9 protein-coding genes and 1 pseudogene are annotated in these 17,420 nt (G+C 43.3%); all 10 read left to right on the top strand.

Annotated features, from left to right (window positions below; translation table 11 throughout):
• Window positions 1-23 precede the first annotated feature (23 nt).
• The 10 genes and pseudogenes from NSS67_RS30980 (at window position 24) to NSS67_RS30935 (ending at window position 17,373) form a co-directional block, all read left to right on the top strand.
• Window positions 24-1,205, top strand: coding sequence for a discoidin domain-containing protein (locus NSS67_RS30980; protein ID WP_339320754.1), 1,182 nt, complete (start codon window positions 24-26; stop codon window positions 1,203-1,205).
• A 384-nt stretch (window positions 1,206-1,589) separates the two neighbouring features.
• Window positions 1,590-2,158, top strand: a pseudogene (locus NSS67_RS30975) (hypothetical protein).
• Window positions 2,159-2,642: 484 nt separating this feature from the next.
• Window positions 2,643-2,792, top strand: coding sequence for a six-cysteine ranthipeptide SCIFF (scfA, locus tag NSS67_RS30970; RefSeq protein WP_076098734.1), 150 nt, complete (start codon window positions 2,643-2,645; stop codon window positions 2,790-2,792).
• 122 nt (window positions 2,793-2,914) lie between these two features.
• Window positions 2,915-4,309 (top strand): thioether cross-link-forming SCIFF peptide maturase, encoded by a 1,395-nt coding sequence (gene scfB, locus NSS67_RS30965; protein ID WP_339317617.1) that lies wholly within the window; start codon window positions 2,915-2,917, stop codon window positions 4,307-4,309.
• A 288-nt stretch (window positions 4,310-4,597) separates the two neighbouring features.
• On the top strand, window positions 4,598-10,138 hold the full coding sequence (locus NSS67_RS30960) for an S-layer homology domain-containing protein (protein WP_339317616.1): 5,541 nt from the start codon (window positions 4,598-4,600) through the stop codon (window positions 10,136-10,138).
• Window positions 10,139-10,528: 390 nt separating this feature from the next.
• A complete protein-coding gene (locus NSS67_RS30955) occupies window positions 10,529-11,041 on the top strand; it encodes a hypothetical protein (protein ID WP_339317615.1) in 513 nt (170 codons plus the stop codon).
• Between the two features lie 431 nt (window positions 11,042-11,472).
• A complete protein-coding gene (locus NSS67_RS30950; RefSeq protein WP_339317614.1) occupies window positions 11,473-13,377 on the top strand; it encodes an AAA family ATPase in 1,905 nt (634 codons plus the stop codon).
• A 2-nt stretch (window positions 13,378-13,379) separates the two neighbouring features.
• On the top strand, window positions 13,380-14,687 hold the full coding sequence (locus tag NSS67_RS30945) for an McrC family protein (protein WP_339317613.1): 1,308 nt from the start codon (window positions 13,380-13,382) through the stop codon (window positions 14,685-14,687).
• 54 nt (window positions 14,688-14,741) lie between these two features.
• Window positions 14,742-16,211 carry a class I SAM-dependent DNA methyltransferase gene (locus NSS67_RS30940; protein ID WP_339317612.1) on the top strand — a complete coding sequence of 490 codons (1,470 nt, stop codon included), beginning with the start codon at window positions 14,742-14,744 and terminating at the stop codon, window positions 16,209-16,211.
• The gene (locus NSS67_RS30935) at window positions 16,204-17,373 is read left to right on the top strand and encodes a restriction endonuclease subunit S (RefSeq protein WP_339317611.1); all 1,170 of its coding nucleotides are present in this window, start codon (window positions 16,204-16,206) and stop codon (window positions 17,371-17,373) included. The genes NSS67_RS30940 and NSS67_RS30935 overlap by 8 nt, the downstream gene beginning before the upstream one ends.
• Window positions 17,374-17,420 lie beyond the last annotated feature (47 nt).

Genomic DNA, 17,420 nt, shown 5'->3' with positions numbered 1-17,420 from the left:
CGCCTTCCGAGGTAGACGTGCAGATGAACGGCAAGCCGTTCCAGAGCGGGATGAAGCTGCCCGATTCAGAATCCGTATCCTTTACATGGAAGCTTAGAACGGATGATGGTCTGATGAAAGTGACGGCGACGTATGACGGCAAGCCTTATACAGCGGGTACCGTTATTCCGCTTGCAGGCAAGCTTGGCAAGCATGAGCTTAACATTACCGTTACGGCGGGGCGTATGGTGACAAAGTCATATGTTATCGAAGCAACGACGAATGCATCTGGTATGAAAGCGTTAGTCGACCGCTTCGAAAAAGCGAAGCAATTTACGAATTCTGCAACGGTGCGTTCTTTGAACAACTATTTGGAAATGATGAAGCGCTATGAAGGGAAAGATGCAGCGCAAGTCACCAAGTATCTCCAAGGCTTTAACGCAAAGCTGGATGAATTCAAGAAGGCGGGTACGATAAAAGATGAGGCGTACAATACGCTGAAGGAAAGCGTCTATTACCTAATAGGCAATTTGGCGCAGAATAAAACGGTAGAAGCTTCGTCGACCGAAGGCAATAATGCGAATTATGCACCGGCTAAAGCCGTCGATGGATTCCCTGCTTCAAGATGGGCGAGCGAATACGTGGACAATACTTGGTTCCTGGTCGATCTCGATGAAGTGAAGGAAATGGATACGGTTCGAATCGATTGGGAATATGCTCGTGCCGATAAATACAAACTTCTTGTGTCGAACGATAAGCAGAACTGGATCAATGTCATGCCTGCGCATGATGGCAAAGAAACGATTCAGTTCAACCCGGTCAAGACAAGATACATGAAGTTACAAGGCATAAAAAGAGCAACCGATTACGGATATTCCATCTACGAGTTTGGTGTCTATAACCTCTCGGGCGCTGTAGACGTGAAGGGCATTGAGGGCATACAAGTAAAGGTTGACGAGGAAGCGAAAAAAGTAACGATTGATGGATTGTTGATGAATGGCGTCCTTACAAATGTGAAGTTGAAGGTTCTTGATCCGAAAGGCAAGGTTCATCTCGAAGATGAGACGAAGAGTACAGTCGCGGGAAGCTTCCAATTCACATTCAAACTTACGGGTAATTTAAAGGGAACCAATGAGGCGTATCTATCGACTGGCTATATGAGCGAGCCTGTAAAAGTGACCTTTGAATACTCAAAAGAAAACCCGGGTAAAGGTCACGATAAGTAATGGAGAAATAAACCATCCAAGCAGCAATACGACCCGCGCTGAAACTTCCTGTACCGGTTATCGAATTATCTGTCCGAGTAAGACTAATAACCGAAGTAAAAACGTTTGAGGCGTAACATAACAAGCCGATTAGGTGCCAGACCACGGGGTCTATACCTAATCGGCTTGTTTCTATGTACAGAGGTGATGACAAGACGGGATCTCTTCTTTCATAATGGGTATAGCTCCATAATAAACCCGTGCCTGAAATTGAATAAAGGCGTGACAAATAGAGGATTAGATTATATCAAGATATGATTCAGGTTTTAGTGGGATCGTATTATGTATTGTATAATAGAACGACTGCCTCAACAGGTATATATAACATAAAACATAGGAGGATACATGTCCTGGAGCAAATTGAAGCAACAACTGGAGAGTTTTCTCTGTCCTGCGTTATACGGCAGGGTTGAATATCGCGCAAGTAGTTACCGTTATTTACCTGATAAATCAGGGAGTTGTTATATTTCGGTAGATAAAAAGAACGTACTCAATATGAATGATAGAACTAGCTCAATTAGATGGTATCAGAAGAGCAGGAGATTAAGAATGATTCAGATCTTCAAATTCCTATCAACCATGAAGAAATTGAAGCGGTTAGAAAAGATAGCAAGGGGATCATCCCGGAGGATCGTTTAATAGTCATTGCAAGAAGTAGAAAAATATCAGAAGTTGCAAAGGAGCTTTTGTCAGCACAGACGTCATTAAGTAAATCGAATTTTATTGTTAAAGCTACTAAGTATTTATCTATTTCCATAGAGGAGAGCTTAGAAAGCGACGATATCTTGTTGAATATTCTAGCCTTAGTGGACAGACGAGTTGGAAAAAAGCGGATTTTAAACATGAGCGAGAAGATGAAGTTAAAGCATCCAATTGTGCAATATTTTTATGAACTACGGCGTAGTACATTATAAAAATAAATAACTTCATTGAATATTCAAGAAACACTCCCTACAAAAATCCCTAATTCTACGCGACTTCTTCCCACCATAACAATAGCCATGATAATGAGAGGGATGTTCGCATATGGTGCATATGGAATCGGAGAGTGTCGCTCTACTGGTAAGGAAGGATACAGTGTTATGAGATCCTTATATTTATTGGACTTTACGGACAAGTATGAGGAAAAATCGTTATTCAAGAGATGGCATCATTGCCGTCTCTTTTTTGTTTCTTTGGTCACTTTTTTAGCATTGCTCTGACTCTGGTTCCCTCTACGGCATCCTACGATCACAAGCATGAAAGACTGCACGAAAATTAACGTTGATGCTTATGTTTAAGCCCTCTCTGCTCTGCTAGGTGACGGGAATCATAGACGTACTTACGTGAGGTTGCTACGATGTTCCATGGAAATTAAGTGAAAGTGATCACAAGAAATTACAGAAGGAGTTATTTATCGTGAAAAGAATCGTAACACTGAGCACCCGCAAACTGATGGATACCGCAAAACACGGCGGATGCGGCGCATGCCAGACATCTTGCCAGTCCGCTTGTAAAACTTCCTGCGGCGTTGCAAACCAGAAGTGTGAAAATGCAATGAACAGATAGGATTCGGAATTTTACCGCCCATTGCTCTGCTGATGGGCGGCTATTTTTAAGAAATGGATACTATCCCTAAAGGATGGCAAAGCCGTTTCTACTTGTGTGCAAAAGGAGCTTGATTAGTAAGTATGATTCATCAATATAAACTAAACGGATACAATATCGTGCTCGATACCTATAGTGGCTCGGTGCATGTTGTTGATGACCTAGCATATGAAATTATAGCGGATTATGAGAAAACTTCCCCCGAAAAAATCGTGACAACGCTGTTGGATAAATATAAAGATGATTCCAGCATTTCCGAGAGCGACATTCGAGAAACCATCGCGGATATCGAGGAACTTAAAAATGATGGACAGCTTTTTACAAAAGATGAGTATGAGAACCTCTCGCTCGATTTAAAAAAACGAAAAACTTATGTTAAGGCGCTCTGCCTCAATGTTGCGCATACCTGTAATCTATCCTGCGACTATTGCTTCGCCAGCCAGGGGAAATACAACGGAGATCGGGCAATCATGAGCTATGAGGTTGGACAAAAAGCTATCGATTACCTGCTTGAAAATTCGGGTCATCATCGAAACCTGGACATCGACTTTTTCGGCGGGGAACCGCTTTTGGCCTGGAAAGTAGTTAAACAAATCGTAGCTTATGCAAGAAGCAAAGAACAAGAATACAAAAAAAAGTTCCGCTTCACCTTCACGACCAACGGGATGCTGCTGAACGATGAGGTCACCGAGTTTTTAAATCAGGAAATGTACAATGTCGTATTAAGCCTGGATGGAAGAAAAGAGGTTCATGACCGACTTCGCAAAACGGTTAACGGAAAAGGCAGCTACGATCATATTGTTCCGAAGTTCCAGGAATTCGTTCGTAAGCGTGGGGACCAAGAGTACTATGTACGAGGAACTTACACTGGTGAAAATGTCGATTTCACCAATGATATCTTTCATATCGCAGACCTTGGTTTTGACAAGATCTCGATGGAGCCGGTCATCTGTGATCCAAAGGAACCTTATGCACTTACCGAGGAGGACCTCCCGGAGATATACAACCAGTACGAAATTCTCGCCAAGGAAATGATCGGGCGTGGTGAGCAAGGCAAAGGGTTTACCTTTTATCACTACATGCTAGACCTCTCGGAAGGACCTTGCATCCAAAAGAGAATTACTGGCTGTGGTTCAGGAACGGAATATCTTGCTGTCACCCCTTGGGGAGAGCTTTTTCCTTGCCACCAGTTCGTAGGGGATGAAGAGTACAGCATGGGAAACCTCTGGGATGGAATCACACAGCCTGAGCTGCAATGTCAATTTAAAGAGAGCAACTGCTACTCGAAGCCGGAATGCAAGGACTGCTGGGCGAAGCTCTACTGCAGCGGCGGTTGTCCTGCCAATGCGCTGCACGCGACGGGTTCCCTGGGCGGAACCTATGACTTCAGCTGTGACATCTTCCGTAAGAGGGTTGAATGTTCCATGATGGTGAAGGTAGATGAATCCATTAGAGCGATGGAAGAACAGCCTAACTAATTAAAATAACGGATGAATACACTATAACCGAGAAATAGACACTTTTAAATGAAGTGTCCTTTCTCGGTTTTTTTTAATGCGAAAATCCCGGGTTTTTACTTTAATTTAATAATATATATATGACAAAAGGCACAATGAATTCGCAATTCAATAGTTTTATTTGTCTAAAAATAAACTTTTATCCGAGAAATGTCGATATAATAGGATAGAAATCTTCTTTTCTGTAGTAACTGCAATTAAGGAAGCGTTAACAATTATATGAATAGTCATTCGACAAGGAGGAAAGCAATGTTAAAAAAGATAGGCAAGATTGGATTGGCTTTTATATTGGTTATTGGACTGTTGCCAATGATTTCACTCCGGGCATACGCTGCTATGCCTTCATTCACCAAAACACTGGACTTTCCCATTCAGACTCCGGTTACAAACGCCTCGGGCAAGAATGTTTCTGATGTTGATATTCTTCCTGGCGGAAGTACCGCAGTAGTGCTGAACACATTCGCTTACCAAGGAAATTCCCCCGTTTATACTTATTTTCTGAAGGTATTTGATAGCGCAGGAGCTCCTAAAACGGATGTTCCTCTAAGTAACTTAATGGATACCTATTACCAAATGACTGATGTAAATATGCTTGCGCTAAGTGATGGAAGGATTCTGATTACTTACCATAAAAGCGACAGCGGTGCTGGCAATTTGCAATTGGGGACCGTTAAGGAAAGCACTCCTAATGCCTATTTTATGGTGCTAAACCAGTCCGGACAAAAGGTGGTCGGTCAGACGCAGATAAATACATTTTCTGCTAGTAGTCCGGCACTCACACGCTTTGTATCCATAACGGAGTTGTCGGACGGCAATGTAGCTTTTTCCTGGCAGCGAAACGACAATATTAGCACGGCTACACGTGTGTTCACTGTTTCGGGTAACCCAGTCTCTGGTACACCTGTTTCAAGCGAAACACTTCTGGTTCAGTATGTTGCGAGCATGTCTTATGTATCTGCTGGAGACGGCGTATATATGGTTGCGTACAATTCGGGACCTGGTACGGATAGAATTTTTCTGAAAATATTCAGTAATAATGGGACTCTGTTAAAAACGATTGATGAAGGAATAAGAACGGATGAAAAACAGCTGTTTTTGTCTACGTTGAACAACGGGAACTTCATGTTCAGCCAATATAACTATAGAACCAACTCGTCAACGGTCTCTTTATATGATAAGGATGGTACGAGAAAGGGCGGTTTTACGGTAAGTGGCTATCTAGGTGAATCCTCGGCTGCTATTTATAGGGATGGTGTAAATCCGGGATTTGTAACAGTAAGTACGGACTCCGCTTCTACTGATGCCATCAATGATGCATACAACAACGGTAAAGAATGGTCGGGAACGCAGTATGCTTACCTGAATTATTATGACAATGACGGCAATTTGGTCTTTTCATCGGATCAGCCTGTAGATTCCGCTCCGGTGGTTATGCAGGGTTACAATGAAGACACTTGGATGTATGCTGTGGAATATTATCCAAGCTTCCGATTGTATCCCACCTTTGGGGATAATCTTGTCTTAGTGACAACTGATAATACGGATGCTGATCATTATAGAATAACCGCCAAAATATTTGAGAAAGGATCTCCGGCACCGGCAGCCATCATTGACTATGCAGCTGAGCAACTGACCGGACTGACGCCAAACAGCGCGTACTCGGTTAACAACGGTACGGGGGTAACGGCGACAGCAGATGGTACGCTGGCTATAGACAGCAGTTGGTTAGGAACGTCACTGAGCATCGTTAAGAAAGGCAACGGCTCGACGACAACAGATAGCGCGGCACAAACACTCAGTATTCCATCCCGTCCGGGGGAGCCGACAGGTGTGACGGCAACGGATGAAACGGCGATAGGTGCTGAAGATGGTACTATGGCGAATCTGACAACCGCGATGGAATACAAGCAGGGTGTGGCGGGTACGTGGACGGATGTTTCAGGTGCAACCGTAACGAGACTTGTTCCGGATACTTATTATGTCCGGACGAAAGCGACTGCGGCGGATTTTGCGTCAGAAGCGAAGAGCGTTCCGGTGGCTACGTTCGTGGCAACGCCGGAAGCAACACCGGCAGCCATCATTGATTATGCGGCTGAGCAGTTGACAGGCTTGACGGCAAGTGGGTCGTACACGGTTAACGGTACGGCAGTAACAGCAACAATAGATGGTAAGCTGGATATTAATAGTGCTTGGTTGGGAACGTCGCTGAGCATCGTGAAGAAAGGTAATGGCTTGAAGACATTGGATAGCGCGGCGCAGACGCTAAGCATTCCGTCTCGTGCAGGGGCACCGACTGGCGTGATAGCGACGGATGAAACGGAGATAAGTGCTAACAATGGTACTTTGACGAACGTGACAACCGCGATGGAATATAAGAAGGGTACAGCAGGTGTATGGACGAATGTACCAGGTGCAATCGTAGATGAACTTGTTCCGGACACGTATTATGTGCGGACGAAAGCAACTGTGGATGCATTTGCATCAGAAGCACAGAGCGCTACGGTGGCTACGTTTGTGCCAACACCGGAAGCAGCACCGATAGCTAGCATTGACTATGCTACTGAGCAGTTAACAGGTTTGACGCCAAGTGGCTCGTACACGGTAAACGGCGCTTTGGTAACAGTGTCAGTTGATGGCAAGCTAACTATTGATAGTAGTTGGTTGGGAACCTCCCTGAGCATCGTGAAGAAGGGCAACAGTTCGACGACTACGGATAGCACAGCGCAGACGCTAAGCATTCCGATCCGTCCAGTGGCGCCGATAGGTATAACGGCGACGGACGAAACGGCGATAAATGCTAACAATGGTACATTGAAGAACGTGACAACCGAGATGGAATACAAGAAGGGTATGGCAGGTGCGTGGAAGGGTGTACCGGGTGTAACCGTAACGGAACTAACTCCGGACACGTACCATGTGCGGACGAAAGCGACTGCGACGGCATTTGCTTCAGCTTCAGTGCAAGTGGCGGTGGTTGCTTTTGTGGCAACACCGGAAGTAGTGCCGTCAGCCGTTATTGATTATATAGCTGAACAACTGACAGGCTTGACGCCAAACGGCTCGTACACAGTAAACGGGGCTTTGGTAACAGCGACAGCAGGCGGTAAACTAGCTATTGAGAGCAGTTGGTTGGGAACGTCGTTGAGCATTGTGAAAAAAGGCAATGGCTCAACGACAACGGATAGTGTGGCGCAGACACTAAGCATTCCGTCCCGTTCAGTGGCGCCGACTGGCGTAACCGCCACAGATGAAACGGCGATAAGTGCTAATGATGGCACATTGACGAACGTAACAACCGTGATGGAATACAAGAAGGGCACTGCAGGTGCATGGACGGATATGTCAGGCACAACCGTAACAGGACTTGTTCCGGACACGTATTATTTGCGGACGAAAGCGACTGTGACGGCATTTGCGTCAGAAGTGCAGAGCATAACGGTGGCTGCATTCGTGGCAACGCCGGAAGCGACGCCTGCGGCCGTTATCGACTACGCGGCTGAGCAGTTGACAGGCTTGACGCCAAGTGGCTTGTACACGGTAAATGGCACGGCGGTTGTGGCGACAGCAGATGGCAAGCTGGAAATTGATAGTAGTTGGTTGGGATCGTCACTGAGCATCCTTAAGAAAGGTGACGGTTCAACAACTGCGGACAGTGCGGTACAGACGTTAAGCATTTCATCTCGTGCAGCGGCTCCGGTGGGTGTGACTGTTACGGATGTGACGTACAATGGGGCTAATAACGGCACCATTCAGAATGTGACAGTTCACATGGAGTACAAAATAGGCAGTACTGGCCTTTGGACAGAAGTTACAGACACAGTTATTACTGACCTTGCGCCGGACACGTATTATGTTCGGGAAAAGGCAACGGCAACAGCATTCGCTTCTATTGCCGCTCAGATTACTGTTCATGACTCGAATGCGGTCATCCCGTCTGCGCCTGAAGTCACGGCTGATGATCAGAACAATACGATTGTTGGTCTGGACACAAGTATGGAATTTTCATTGGACGACGGACCTTACGTACGGTACGACGGAACCAACTTGCCAGACTTGAGCGGTGAGCACATCGTTAAGGTACGGGTGGTAGCTAGCGGGTCCGTTCCAGCGGGACCGGCAACTACGCTGACCTTTACAATTAATACACTTATCCCTGCGGATGGCTTGAACGTGAGCGCCATCGATCCGAGTGGATCGGCAAATAACGGCTATACGCAAATCACCGTTACGCCTGCACTGACTGAAGGACATAAGTTCTTTTATAAAAATTTTGGCGCAGGTAGCGTCGTCGTACCAAATGTGGGAGATGTCCTGACTGGATACAATCTTGTAGGCAGTGAGGGATTGGTTCCTGCGGCCAATGGGGATACGATTGGGATTGCAGAGGTAGATGCTGACGGTAAGGCGGTGAAATACGGTAGTGCAACAGCAGCTGTGGCGGCTGATACCCTAACACCTGGTACTGATCCGGTCCGCCCAGAAACCGGAGGGAACTCGAATAGCGGAATAACCCCCGGTAATGCGAACACAGTTGTTACCGATGTGATCGTTCTTGTTAATGGTAAGGAAGAGAATGCGGGCACAGCAACAACAACGACCTTAGGAAACGTGGGAACAACGATTATCGTCGTTGATCCAGCTAAACTCCAAGCGAAGCTGGACGTGGAAGGTAATGGGGCGGTAGTTACAGTTCCAGTGACGCTGAATTCCAACATCATCGTCGCTGAGTTAAACGGTCAGATGATCAAGAACATGGAGAACGCATCGGCTACCCTGGTATTTCAGACAAACAAAGGTACTTATACTTTGGCAGCCAACGAAATCAACATCGGTGCGTTAGCTGAGAAACTTGGAAAAGGCCTGAAGCTGGAAGATATCACACTGAAGATTACGATCAGCGAGACCTCGCCATCCATGAATCAGGTAGTGGCGGGTGCGGTAAGTAGAGGTGGCTTCACACTCGTTACACCATCACTAGATTTCAGTGTTACCGCTACTTACGGCACATCGACAGTGGAAGTGAGCCAGTTCAACGCTTATGTGGAACGGATAGTGGTGCTTCCGGATGGTATTGATCCAAACCGGATTACGACTGGAGTCGTTGTGGAGCCAGATGGAACAGTACGCCATGTACCGACCAGATTCGTTCTGAAGGACGGCAAATACTACGCAGTTATTAAGAGTATGACGAACAGCTCGTATTCGGTGATCTGGCATCCGCTGACTTTTTCGGATGTGGAGAATCATTGGGCGAAGGACGCAGTGAACGATATGGGATCTCGTCTAGTGATTAATGGAGTGAACAAAACGACGTTTAACCCGAACGCAGATATCACCCGGGCGGAGTTCGCAGCGATCATCGTACGCGGTCTGGGACTGAAACTTGGGGAAGGGAAGACAGCATTTACGGATGTACCAGCGAATAGCTGGTATGCAGGAGCGGTTGAAACGGCATCCGAGTACGGTCTGATCACCGGTTTTGAGGACGGAACATTCCAGCCGAATGCTCCAATCACTCGCGAACAGGCCATGAACATTATCGCCAAAGCGATGAAGTTAACAGGTCTTGCGGACCAGACTGGTACAGTAGATGCGACAAGTGTACTTGCTGCCTTTACAGATGAAGGCAACATAGGCGTCTGGGCTAAGGATAGTCTGGCACTTGCAGCCAAGGCAGGCTTAATCAGCGGCCGTGGCGACAATAAGCTGGAGGCGAAGGCTAATGTCACCCGCGCGGAAGTGGCAGTTCTGATTCAGCGGTTGTTGCAGAAGTCTGGGTTTATTGATTAAATTGTGATGGGAAATGGAAAAGCGGATTCAGCATAGGGCTGAATTCGCTTTTTTGTTGTTTGGCTGGGTCTATGTTAGAGGTTATCCTTGGAGAACCACTATGTCTGAAATTACTGTTCCTATAGGGAATTTAGGTACTTTGATGAGATTCTACTTGCATGTTCCAATCTTACGTACAGAACTCGAAGTATTCTCTTTACTCCGCGTATGCCATATTATCATATTGGATTTTTTTGAGGTGCAATGAGAGTATGTATATACCAATCGAGAAAAAAATCATAGAGTGTTAATAGATAAACCGACATCTGCTTAGTATAAAAGTAAACTTCGATTGCGCAGTCTGGAGTGGCTAGTGTTTTTGGAATAACGATAAAAGTAAGGGGTGTGTATATGAGTTTAAATGTGTATGGAAATATTACAGATGACGTTTTCGGGTCTGTATGGTTAGCTGCATTAATACTGACTTATGAGGCTATTGAGTTAACAAAAGTCAAATGTATTGTGTCATTGAAGCAAACTGAAATTCAGCATTTAGCCCAAAAAATTTGTGTCAATAAAGTAAATTCGGCCAGAATCAGCCAATGGTGCGACGGGGATCATCTAAAAAATAATTATAATTATTTACGTGCAGTAAACGAAAAAAGAAGATTAACAAGGATTGGCGAATTTAATGGTGTTAAAGAATACCCACCTAAGCTTCTTGACTCTGACACGCAAGTATTCACAGCAGAGGACAAAGATCAGATAATTACATATGGCAGGTTATTCCAATGGTTTTCAAAAGTCTATTCGAAGAATACTCATCTTAATGAGATCATTAGTTCTACGATGGAAGAGGAATTGATAATAAAAGATTACGTAGGGATAAATAAATTGCAAGAAGATGATATAAAGGATAAGTAAAGAAGAATGGTAATTATTCCAATTTTGGTATCATAAAAGATTGGTGGCACTATAAGAGGAATACTTTCATTGCTGAAATGGTTATGAACTTGATAAATCATAGCAGAAACCCACAATTAGTAGCCTATGGTTTTGGACGAAAAGGGACGTGGTATATTCACGTTCCTATCTTTAGTTATGATAGGAATATGCCGGGTACAATTCCGTCCGATGCAGGTCAATAATCATGTCTTCCATGGTCAGTTATCTATTGAGATTGGATCAAAGCGTTATTGCAGTTCAATAATACTCTAGTGGCTTCGTTGGAGGTTTTTTACCTTACTGAGATATTTGAGGTTATCTATGAAATTGAAAAAAATGGTATTGTGAGCCAAGGACATATTATAATAATCTCAAAAACAGGACTTTTGTAGCAGAGGAGCCTAAATACAATGAGTGACTTATCTAAACTTCAAAAAAGACAATATGCAGATTGGCTAAAGCGAAAGACCAAATCAAACGGCAAGTTATATTCAGAAAATACTGTGGGCTCTTATGTCTCTTCTTTATCTACGGCGCCAGCAAGACTTATAGGTATTGAGCTGCCAACAGCTGATATATTTGAGATTACTTCAGCTAATCAATTTCATGAGATGAGGCTTCTGATGGAAGGGGCCGAGAATTTTGAACAAGTGAATATTAAAGCTGGGAATAGAGCCTTTCAGTACGCGCTTGCTTATTATGAGGATTTTCTACGAGAGCAGGAGAGGGGCTATGATTTTTTAGAAGAAGCGTCTACAACGGAATCAATAGTTACTAATAATCTTGTAGACCTAAACGATAAAAATATCATTTTATACGGTCCGCCAGGAACCGGTAAAACATACAATACGATTGCCTATGCCGTTGCTATTATTGAAAATAAGCCTGTACATACAGTTCTACAAGAAGTTAGGACTAGTGGCTATGACAGGGTACTGACACGCTATCACGACTATAAAGAGAATGGGCAAATCGAATTTACCACATTCCATCAATCATATGGCTACGAGGAGTTTATCGAAGGTATTAAACCTAAGATGTTATCGGATAGCGACACAGACCAGAGCAATGATCAGATTGCGTACGAGATCAAGGCGGGGGTCTTTAAGCAATTCTGTGAAAGAGCGCAAACACCGGTGATTCAAGACAGTAATACGTATGGTATTCGTCAAGATCCAACAATCTGGAAAGTATCTTTGGGAGGCTCAGGGGACAATTCGGTCAAGCGGGATTGTTTTCACCATAATCGAATACGCATCGGCTGGGATTCATATGGAGAGCGGATTACAGAGGAAACAGATTTTAAAGACCACGGGGGAAAAACTATTCTGTCCCGCTTTATCAATGAAATGGTGATCGGTGATATTGTGCTGGCATTACATAATGAGAAAACTATTGATGCGATTGGCGTTGTAACTGGTGAATATGAGTGGCTGGAGGAAATGGACGACTACAAAAGATCTCGTAAAGTGAAATGGCTGGTTAAAGATATCCGCGAGAACATTTATCATCTTAACGGCAACAAGGTTATGACATTGGGGTCTGTGTATAGACTGAATAGAATTACTCTAGCAGATATACTACTCATTATGAACAAACTGAATACTTCTCTCAGCACAGCTATTCAGGAGAATGGGAATAACTATGTGTTCATTATTGATGAGATTAATAGAGGCAATATTTCAAAGATTTTCGGGGAATTAATTACATTAATTGAGCCAACGAAGCGTATGGGGCAAAAGGAAGAAATCAGACTGCGCCTACCGTATTCCCAAGATGAGTTTGGGGTTCCCAGAAATGTCTATATTTTGGCAACAATGAATACCGCTGACCGCTCAATCGCCAGACTGGATACGGCTCTGCGCCGCCGCTTTTATTTTGCAGAGATGATGCCTAGGCCGGAGATTTTGCAGGAATTGGTGACCGATGCCGGAATAATTGAGCTCTCAGAAATGCTTAATATGATCAACCGTCGTATCGAGGTGCTGTATGACAGAGAGCATATGATTGGGCATGCTTATTTCATGTCATTAAGTGAGCACTCATCACTGGACAAGCTTGGCCATATTTTTCGGAATACGATCATCCCTCTTCTGCAGGAATACTTCTATGAGGATTATGACAAAATCAGGCTGGTATTGGGTGACAATAATAAAAGTAAAGAAGACCAGTTTATACATGCTAAGCAGTTGAATATAAACGCACTGTTTGGAGATTTGAACGGTTATGATTTGGATGACGAAGTATCTTATGAGATCCATGAAGAGGCTTTTAGCCGTATTGAAGCATACCGCAAGATTTACCATAATAGGTGACAATGATGAACAGAATGAAGTATACCATTAAAGAATATGATTCTTTTACCAAAAATCCGAATATAACGTCTGCAACCTATCACTTTCTACCTGAGCCTGTCTTTGATCAATTAGAGCAGTTTGTATTATCCAATCGGCAAGAGTCCGCTACCGACACGGAAGCTATAGAATTAATGACGTTAACAAGCAAACGGGGGATAGGTAAGGTTATCAGCGCCCGCAACTATGTGGGGTTGATCACGATGAAGAATGGAACAGAGATTGAGATTTTGCCCAAAATCTATTCTCGGAACGACGAAAGCTCAGCGGATGATACCAAAAAAGTATTTTTGCATATGCTAAGATCGCTTAAGGAAATGCCCTTTAAGCATTTTAATTTCTCGAATCTGAACCTGGATACACACACAATTCTGGAGATATTTATTCGGATGTTCATTGAGGAAGCTTATATACTGGTGAAGCGCGGTTTGAAGTCTGCGTATACTGAACATCAAGATAACGAATATTTTTATAAAGGGAAGCTGAATTTCTCTCAGCATATCCGATTAAATGCAGCTCACAAAGAGCGTTTCTATATAGAATATGAAATCTTCAGCGTGAATCGTCCCGAGAACCGCTTAATCAAAACAACAATAGAGCTTCTGAGAAAAGTCTGTTCTAACAGAAAAAAACAGAAGGATCTACACACCCTATTAGCCGCATTTGAGGCTGTAGATCTCTCTTCAGATCATACACTGGATTTCGCTAAGGTGACATCCGATCGGAATATGAGTGAATATGGGAACATCCTGCAATGGTGTAAAGTGTTCCTGAATCAAAATAGCTATACTCCGTTCAAGGGGAGCGGAGTAGCCTATGCTCTTTTGTTCCCTATGGAAAAGGTGTTTGAGAGCTATGTTGTTGGACAATTAAGAGGAGCTTTGAGGTCTTCGCATGTTTCTCTAACGGCTCAGGATCGCCTGCATCATCTCTATGATGATCCAAGACGATTCTCGCTAAGACCAGATATCGTGGTGAACAGTGGTGAGAGTATAGTGGTTTTGGATACAAAATGGAAACTGCTGTCGCCTTCTAAAGACTACGGTATCTCGCAAGCGGACATGTATCAAGCCTATGCGTATCATAGAAAATATAACGCCCGAACCGTGATTCTGGTCTATCCTTGGACAACCGCGATGTCTGAAATCACAGCACCAATTATATATAGAAGTAATGACGGAGTTACGATTCATATTTATTTTGTAGATCTGACTGAGGGCAGCGGTAGTATAGGGAATCTAGGTACTTTGATCGAGAAGATAGGTGTATAATAAAGGAGTATTATTGAATAAAGAATGACTATGGAATAGAACGGAGCAATATGGATGCTAACAGGAGAAGTTCGAAATAAGGTTGATAAAATATGGTCTGATATATGGGCGGGTGGTATCAGTAATCCTTTAACGGTTATTGAACAGCTTACCTATCTGATGTTTATTCGTTCCCTTGATGAGAAGGAACTGGAGAATGAGAGCTTTGAGGCTTTAAGCGGTGAAGTCATGGCGAAGATTTTCCCCCAGGACGAAGAGGGGCAAGAGCTGCGCTGGAGTAAATTCAAAACCAAAGATGCCCGTATCATCTATGATATTGTCGGCACGAAGGTATTTCCTTTTATCAAAGCAATGAATGGAACGAACATGACGGCTTTCTCGCGTTATATGCAGGATGCCATGTTCCTAGTTCCAACACCGCAAGTATTGCAAAAGATGATCACAGGTCTTGATGAACTGTATGAACATGATATCAAGAACCTGGATATGCAGGGTGATCTTTATGAGTACATGCTAGGCAAACTGGCTTCGGCTGGACAAAACGGCCAGTTCAGAACACCCAAGCATATTCGCGACTTGATGGTCCATCTACTAGCGCCCACACCTAATGATAAGATCGTTGACCCTGCATGCGGTACAGCAGGCTTTCTTGTCTCTTCTGCCGAATATATTCGTGAAAAATATGAGTCTGAAATGACCAGTGAGCAGTGGGAGCATTTCTCAGGTGAAATGTTCTCAGGTTATGATACCGACAGAACGATGCTGCGCCTGTCTACCATGAACCTAATGCTACATTCTATTAGCCAGCCGAACATTGATTACGTGGACAGTGTTTCCAGACAAAATAATACGGCATCTGCCTATGATATTGTGCTAGCGAATCCCCCTTTTACCGGAACTGTAGACGCTGAGAGCATCAACGATAACTTAAGAACAGTAACGGATACTAAAAAGACAGAGCTTTTGTTCGTAGCCCTCTTCCTTCGTATTCTCCGCAAAGGTGGACGCTGCGCTTGTATCGTTCCGGACGGCGTTCTGTTTGGTTCGACCAAGGCGCATAAATCACTTCGTAAAGAGCTGGTAGAGAAACATCAGCTTCAAGCGGTAATTTCCCTGCCGAGCGGCGTGTTCAAACCTTATGCAGGAGTTAGCACGGCGATTCTGTTGTTTACCAAGACAGGTGCGGGTGGTACGGATAAAGTATGGTTTTATGATATGAAAGCGGATGGGTATTCATTGGATGATAAACGTTCTCCTATTGAAGCTAACGATATCCCAGATATCATTGCCCGTTACCATAAACTTGAAGGTGAAGCTGATCGTCTACCTACAGAGCAAAGCTTCCTGGTTGACAAGTCTGCGATTGAAGCCAATGTCTATGATCTATCTATTAATAGATATAAAGAGGTTGTATATAGGAAGGTAGAGTACGATAAGCCAGAAGTAATCATGGCTCGATTAGATGAGTTGAACCTTGATATTGTCTCCAAGATGGAGGAATTGAGGGGGGTACTGGGTGAGTAAGTTATTAGACATAATTGAAAAACCGTTACCTGGAGAATGGGGGAGTGACGATGATGCAGGTAAAGGAACACCTGTTTTACGCACTACGAATTTCACTAATAACGGTACCATTGATTACTCAAATGTCGTTACAAGGACAATAGATGCTAAAAAAATGAAAGAGAAGTATTTAATAAACGGAGATATAATTATAGAAAAATCAGGTGGGAGTCCAGCACAACCAGTGGGCAGAGTGGTATTCTTTGAAGGGGGGAATAATAAATATCTCTTTAATAATTTCACATCGGTAATACGTCTAAAAGATAAAAATGTTAATTCCCCTAAATATTTGTTTTATCATTTATTTTATAATTATAGAATGGGTGGTACAAGAAAGTTTACAAATAAAACTACTGGTATTTCTAACTTGAAATTAGATAGATTTATTAAAGAAACAGAGATATTTTTACCATCTCTCGTAACACAAAAGCGAATTTCCATATCATTAGACACCGCCGTAGAACTGCTTGCCATGCGTAAACAGCAGCTTGCTGAGCTGGACAATCTTATTAAATCCACCTTTTATGATATGTTTGGTGATCCTGTGACTAATGAAAAAGGATGGAGAATTAAAAGATTATCAGAAATAGGCGATTTGAATAGGGGAATCTCAAAACATAGACCGAGAAATGAACCTACTCTTTTAGGTGGTATTCACCCACTTATTCAAACAGGTGATATTGCAAATGCTGATTTTATTATTCGGCAGTATAAGCAAACATATTCAGATTTAGGTTTAAAACAATCTAAAAAATGGGAAGCTGGAACCTTATGTATAACAATAGCAGCAAATATCGCAAAAACTGCTATTTTAGGGTTTGATGCGTGTTTTCCAGATAGTGTTGTAGGATTTAATGCGAATGAGAAGACAAATAATATATTTGTATATATATGGTTTGACTTCTTTCAAAAAATTATTGAAGCGCAAGCACCTGAGTCTGCTCAAAAAAATATTAACTTGAGGATTTTGAATGAACTAGATATTATTTCTCCGCCAATCGAACTCCAAACCCAATTCGCCAACTTCGTCACCAAAATAGAAGAACAAAAAGCCCTCGTCAAACAGGCCATAGACGAAACGCAGCACCTCTTCGACAGCCTAATGAGCGAGTACTTCGAATAACGAGCGGATTGCTTATCCTAATCATTTTCTCTTTTCAATTAATCTCT

The sequence above is a fragment of the Paenibacillus sp. FSL R10-2734 genome (assembly GCF_037963865.1).
Taxonomy (GTDB): Bacteria; Bacillota; Bacilli; order Paenibacillales; family Paenibacillaceae; genus Paenibacillus_AQ.
Note: the sequence above shows the minus strand (reverse complement) of the source record. Positions and strands in the feature narration are given on the sequence as shown.

Coding starts and splice junctions, on each gene's coding strand:
- NSS67_RS30980 (WP_339320754.1), top strand. CDS start 24: ATGAACGGCAAGCCGTTCCAGAGCGGGATGAAGCTGCCCGATTCAGAA.
- scfB (WP_339317617.1), top strand. CDS start 2,915: ATGATTCATCAATATAAACTAAACGGATACAATATCGTGCTCGATACC.
- NSS67_RS30960 (WP_339317616.1), top strand. CDS start 4,598: ATGTTAAAAAAGATAGGCAAGATTGGATTGGCTTTTATATTGGTTATT.
- NSS67_RS30955 (WP_339317615.1), top strand. CDS start 10,529: ATGAGTTTAAATGTGTATGGAAATATTACAGATGACGTTTTCGGGTCT.
- NSS67_RS30950 (WP_339317614.1), top strand. CDS start 11,473: ATGAGTGACTTATCTAAACTTCAAAAAAGACAATATGCAGATTGGCTA.
- NSS67_RS30945 (WP_339317613.1), top strand. CDS start 13,380: ATGATGAACAGAATGAAGTATACCATTAAAGAATATGATTCTTTTACC.
- NSS67_RS30940 (WP_339317612.1), top strand. CDS start 14,742: ATGCTAACAGGAGAAGTTCGAAATAAGGTTGATAAAATATGGTCTGAT.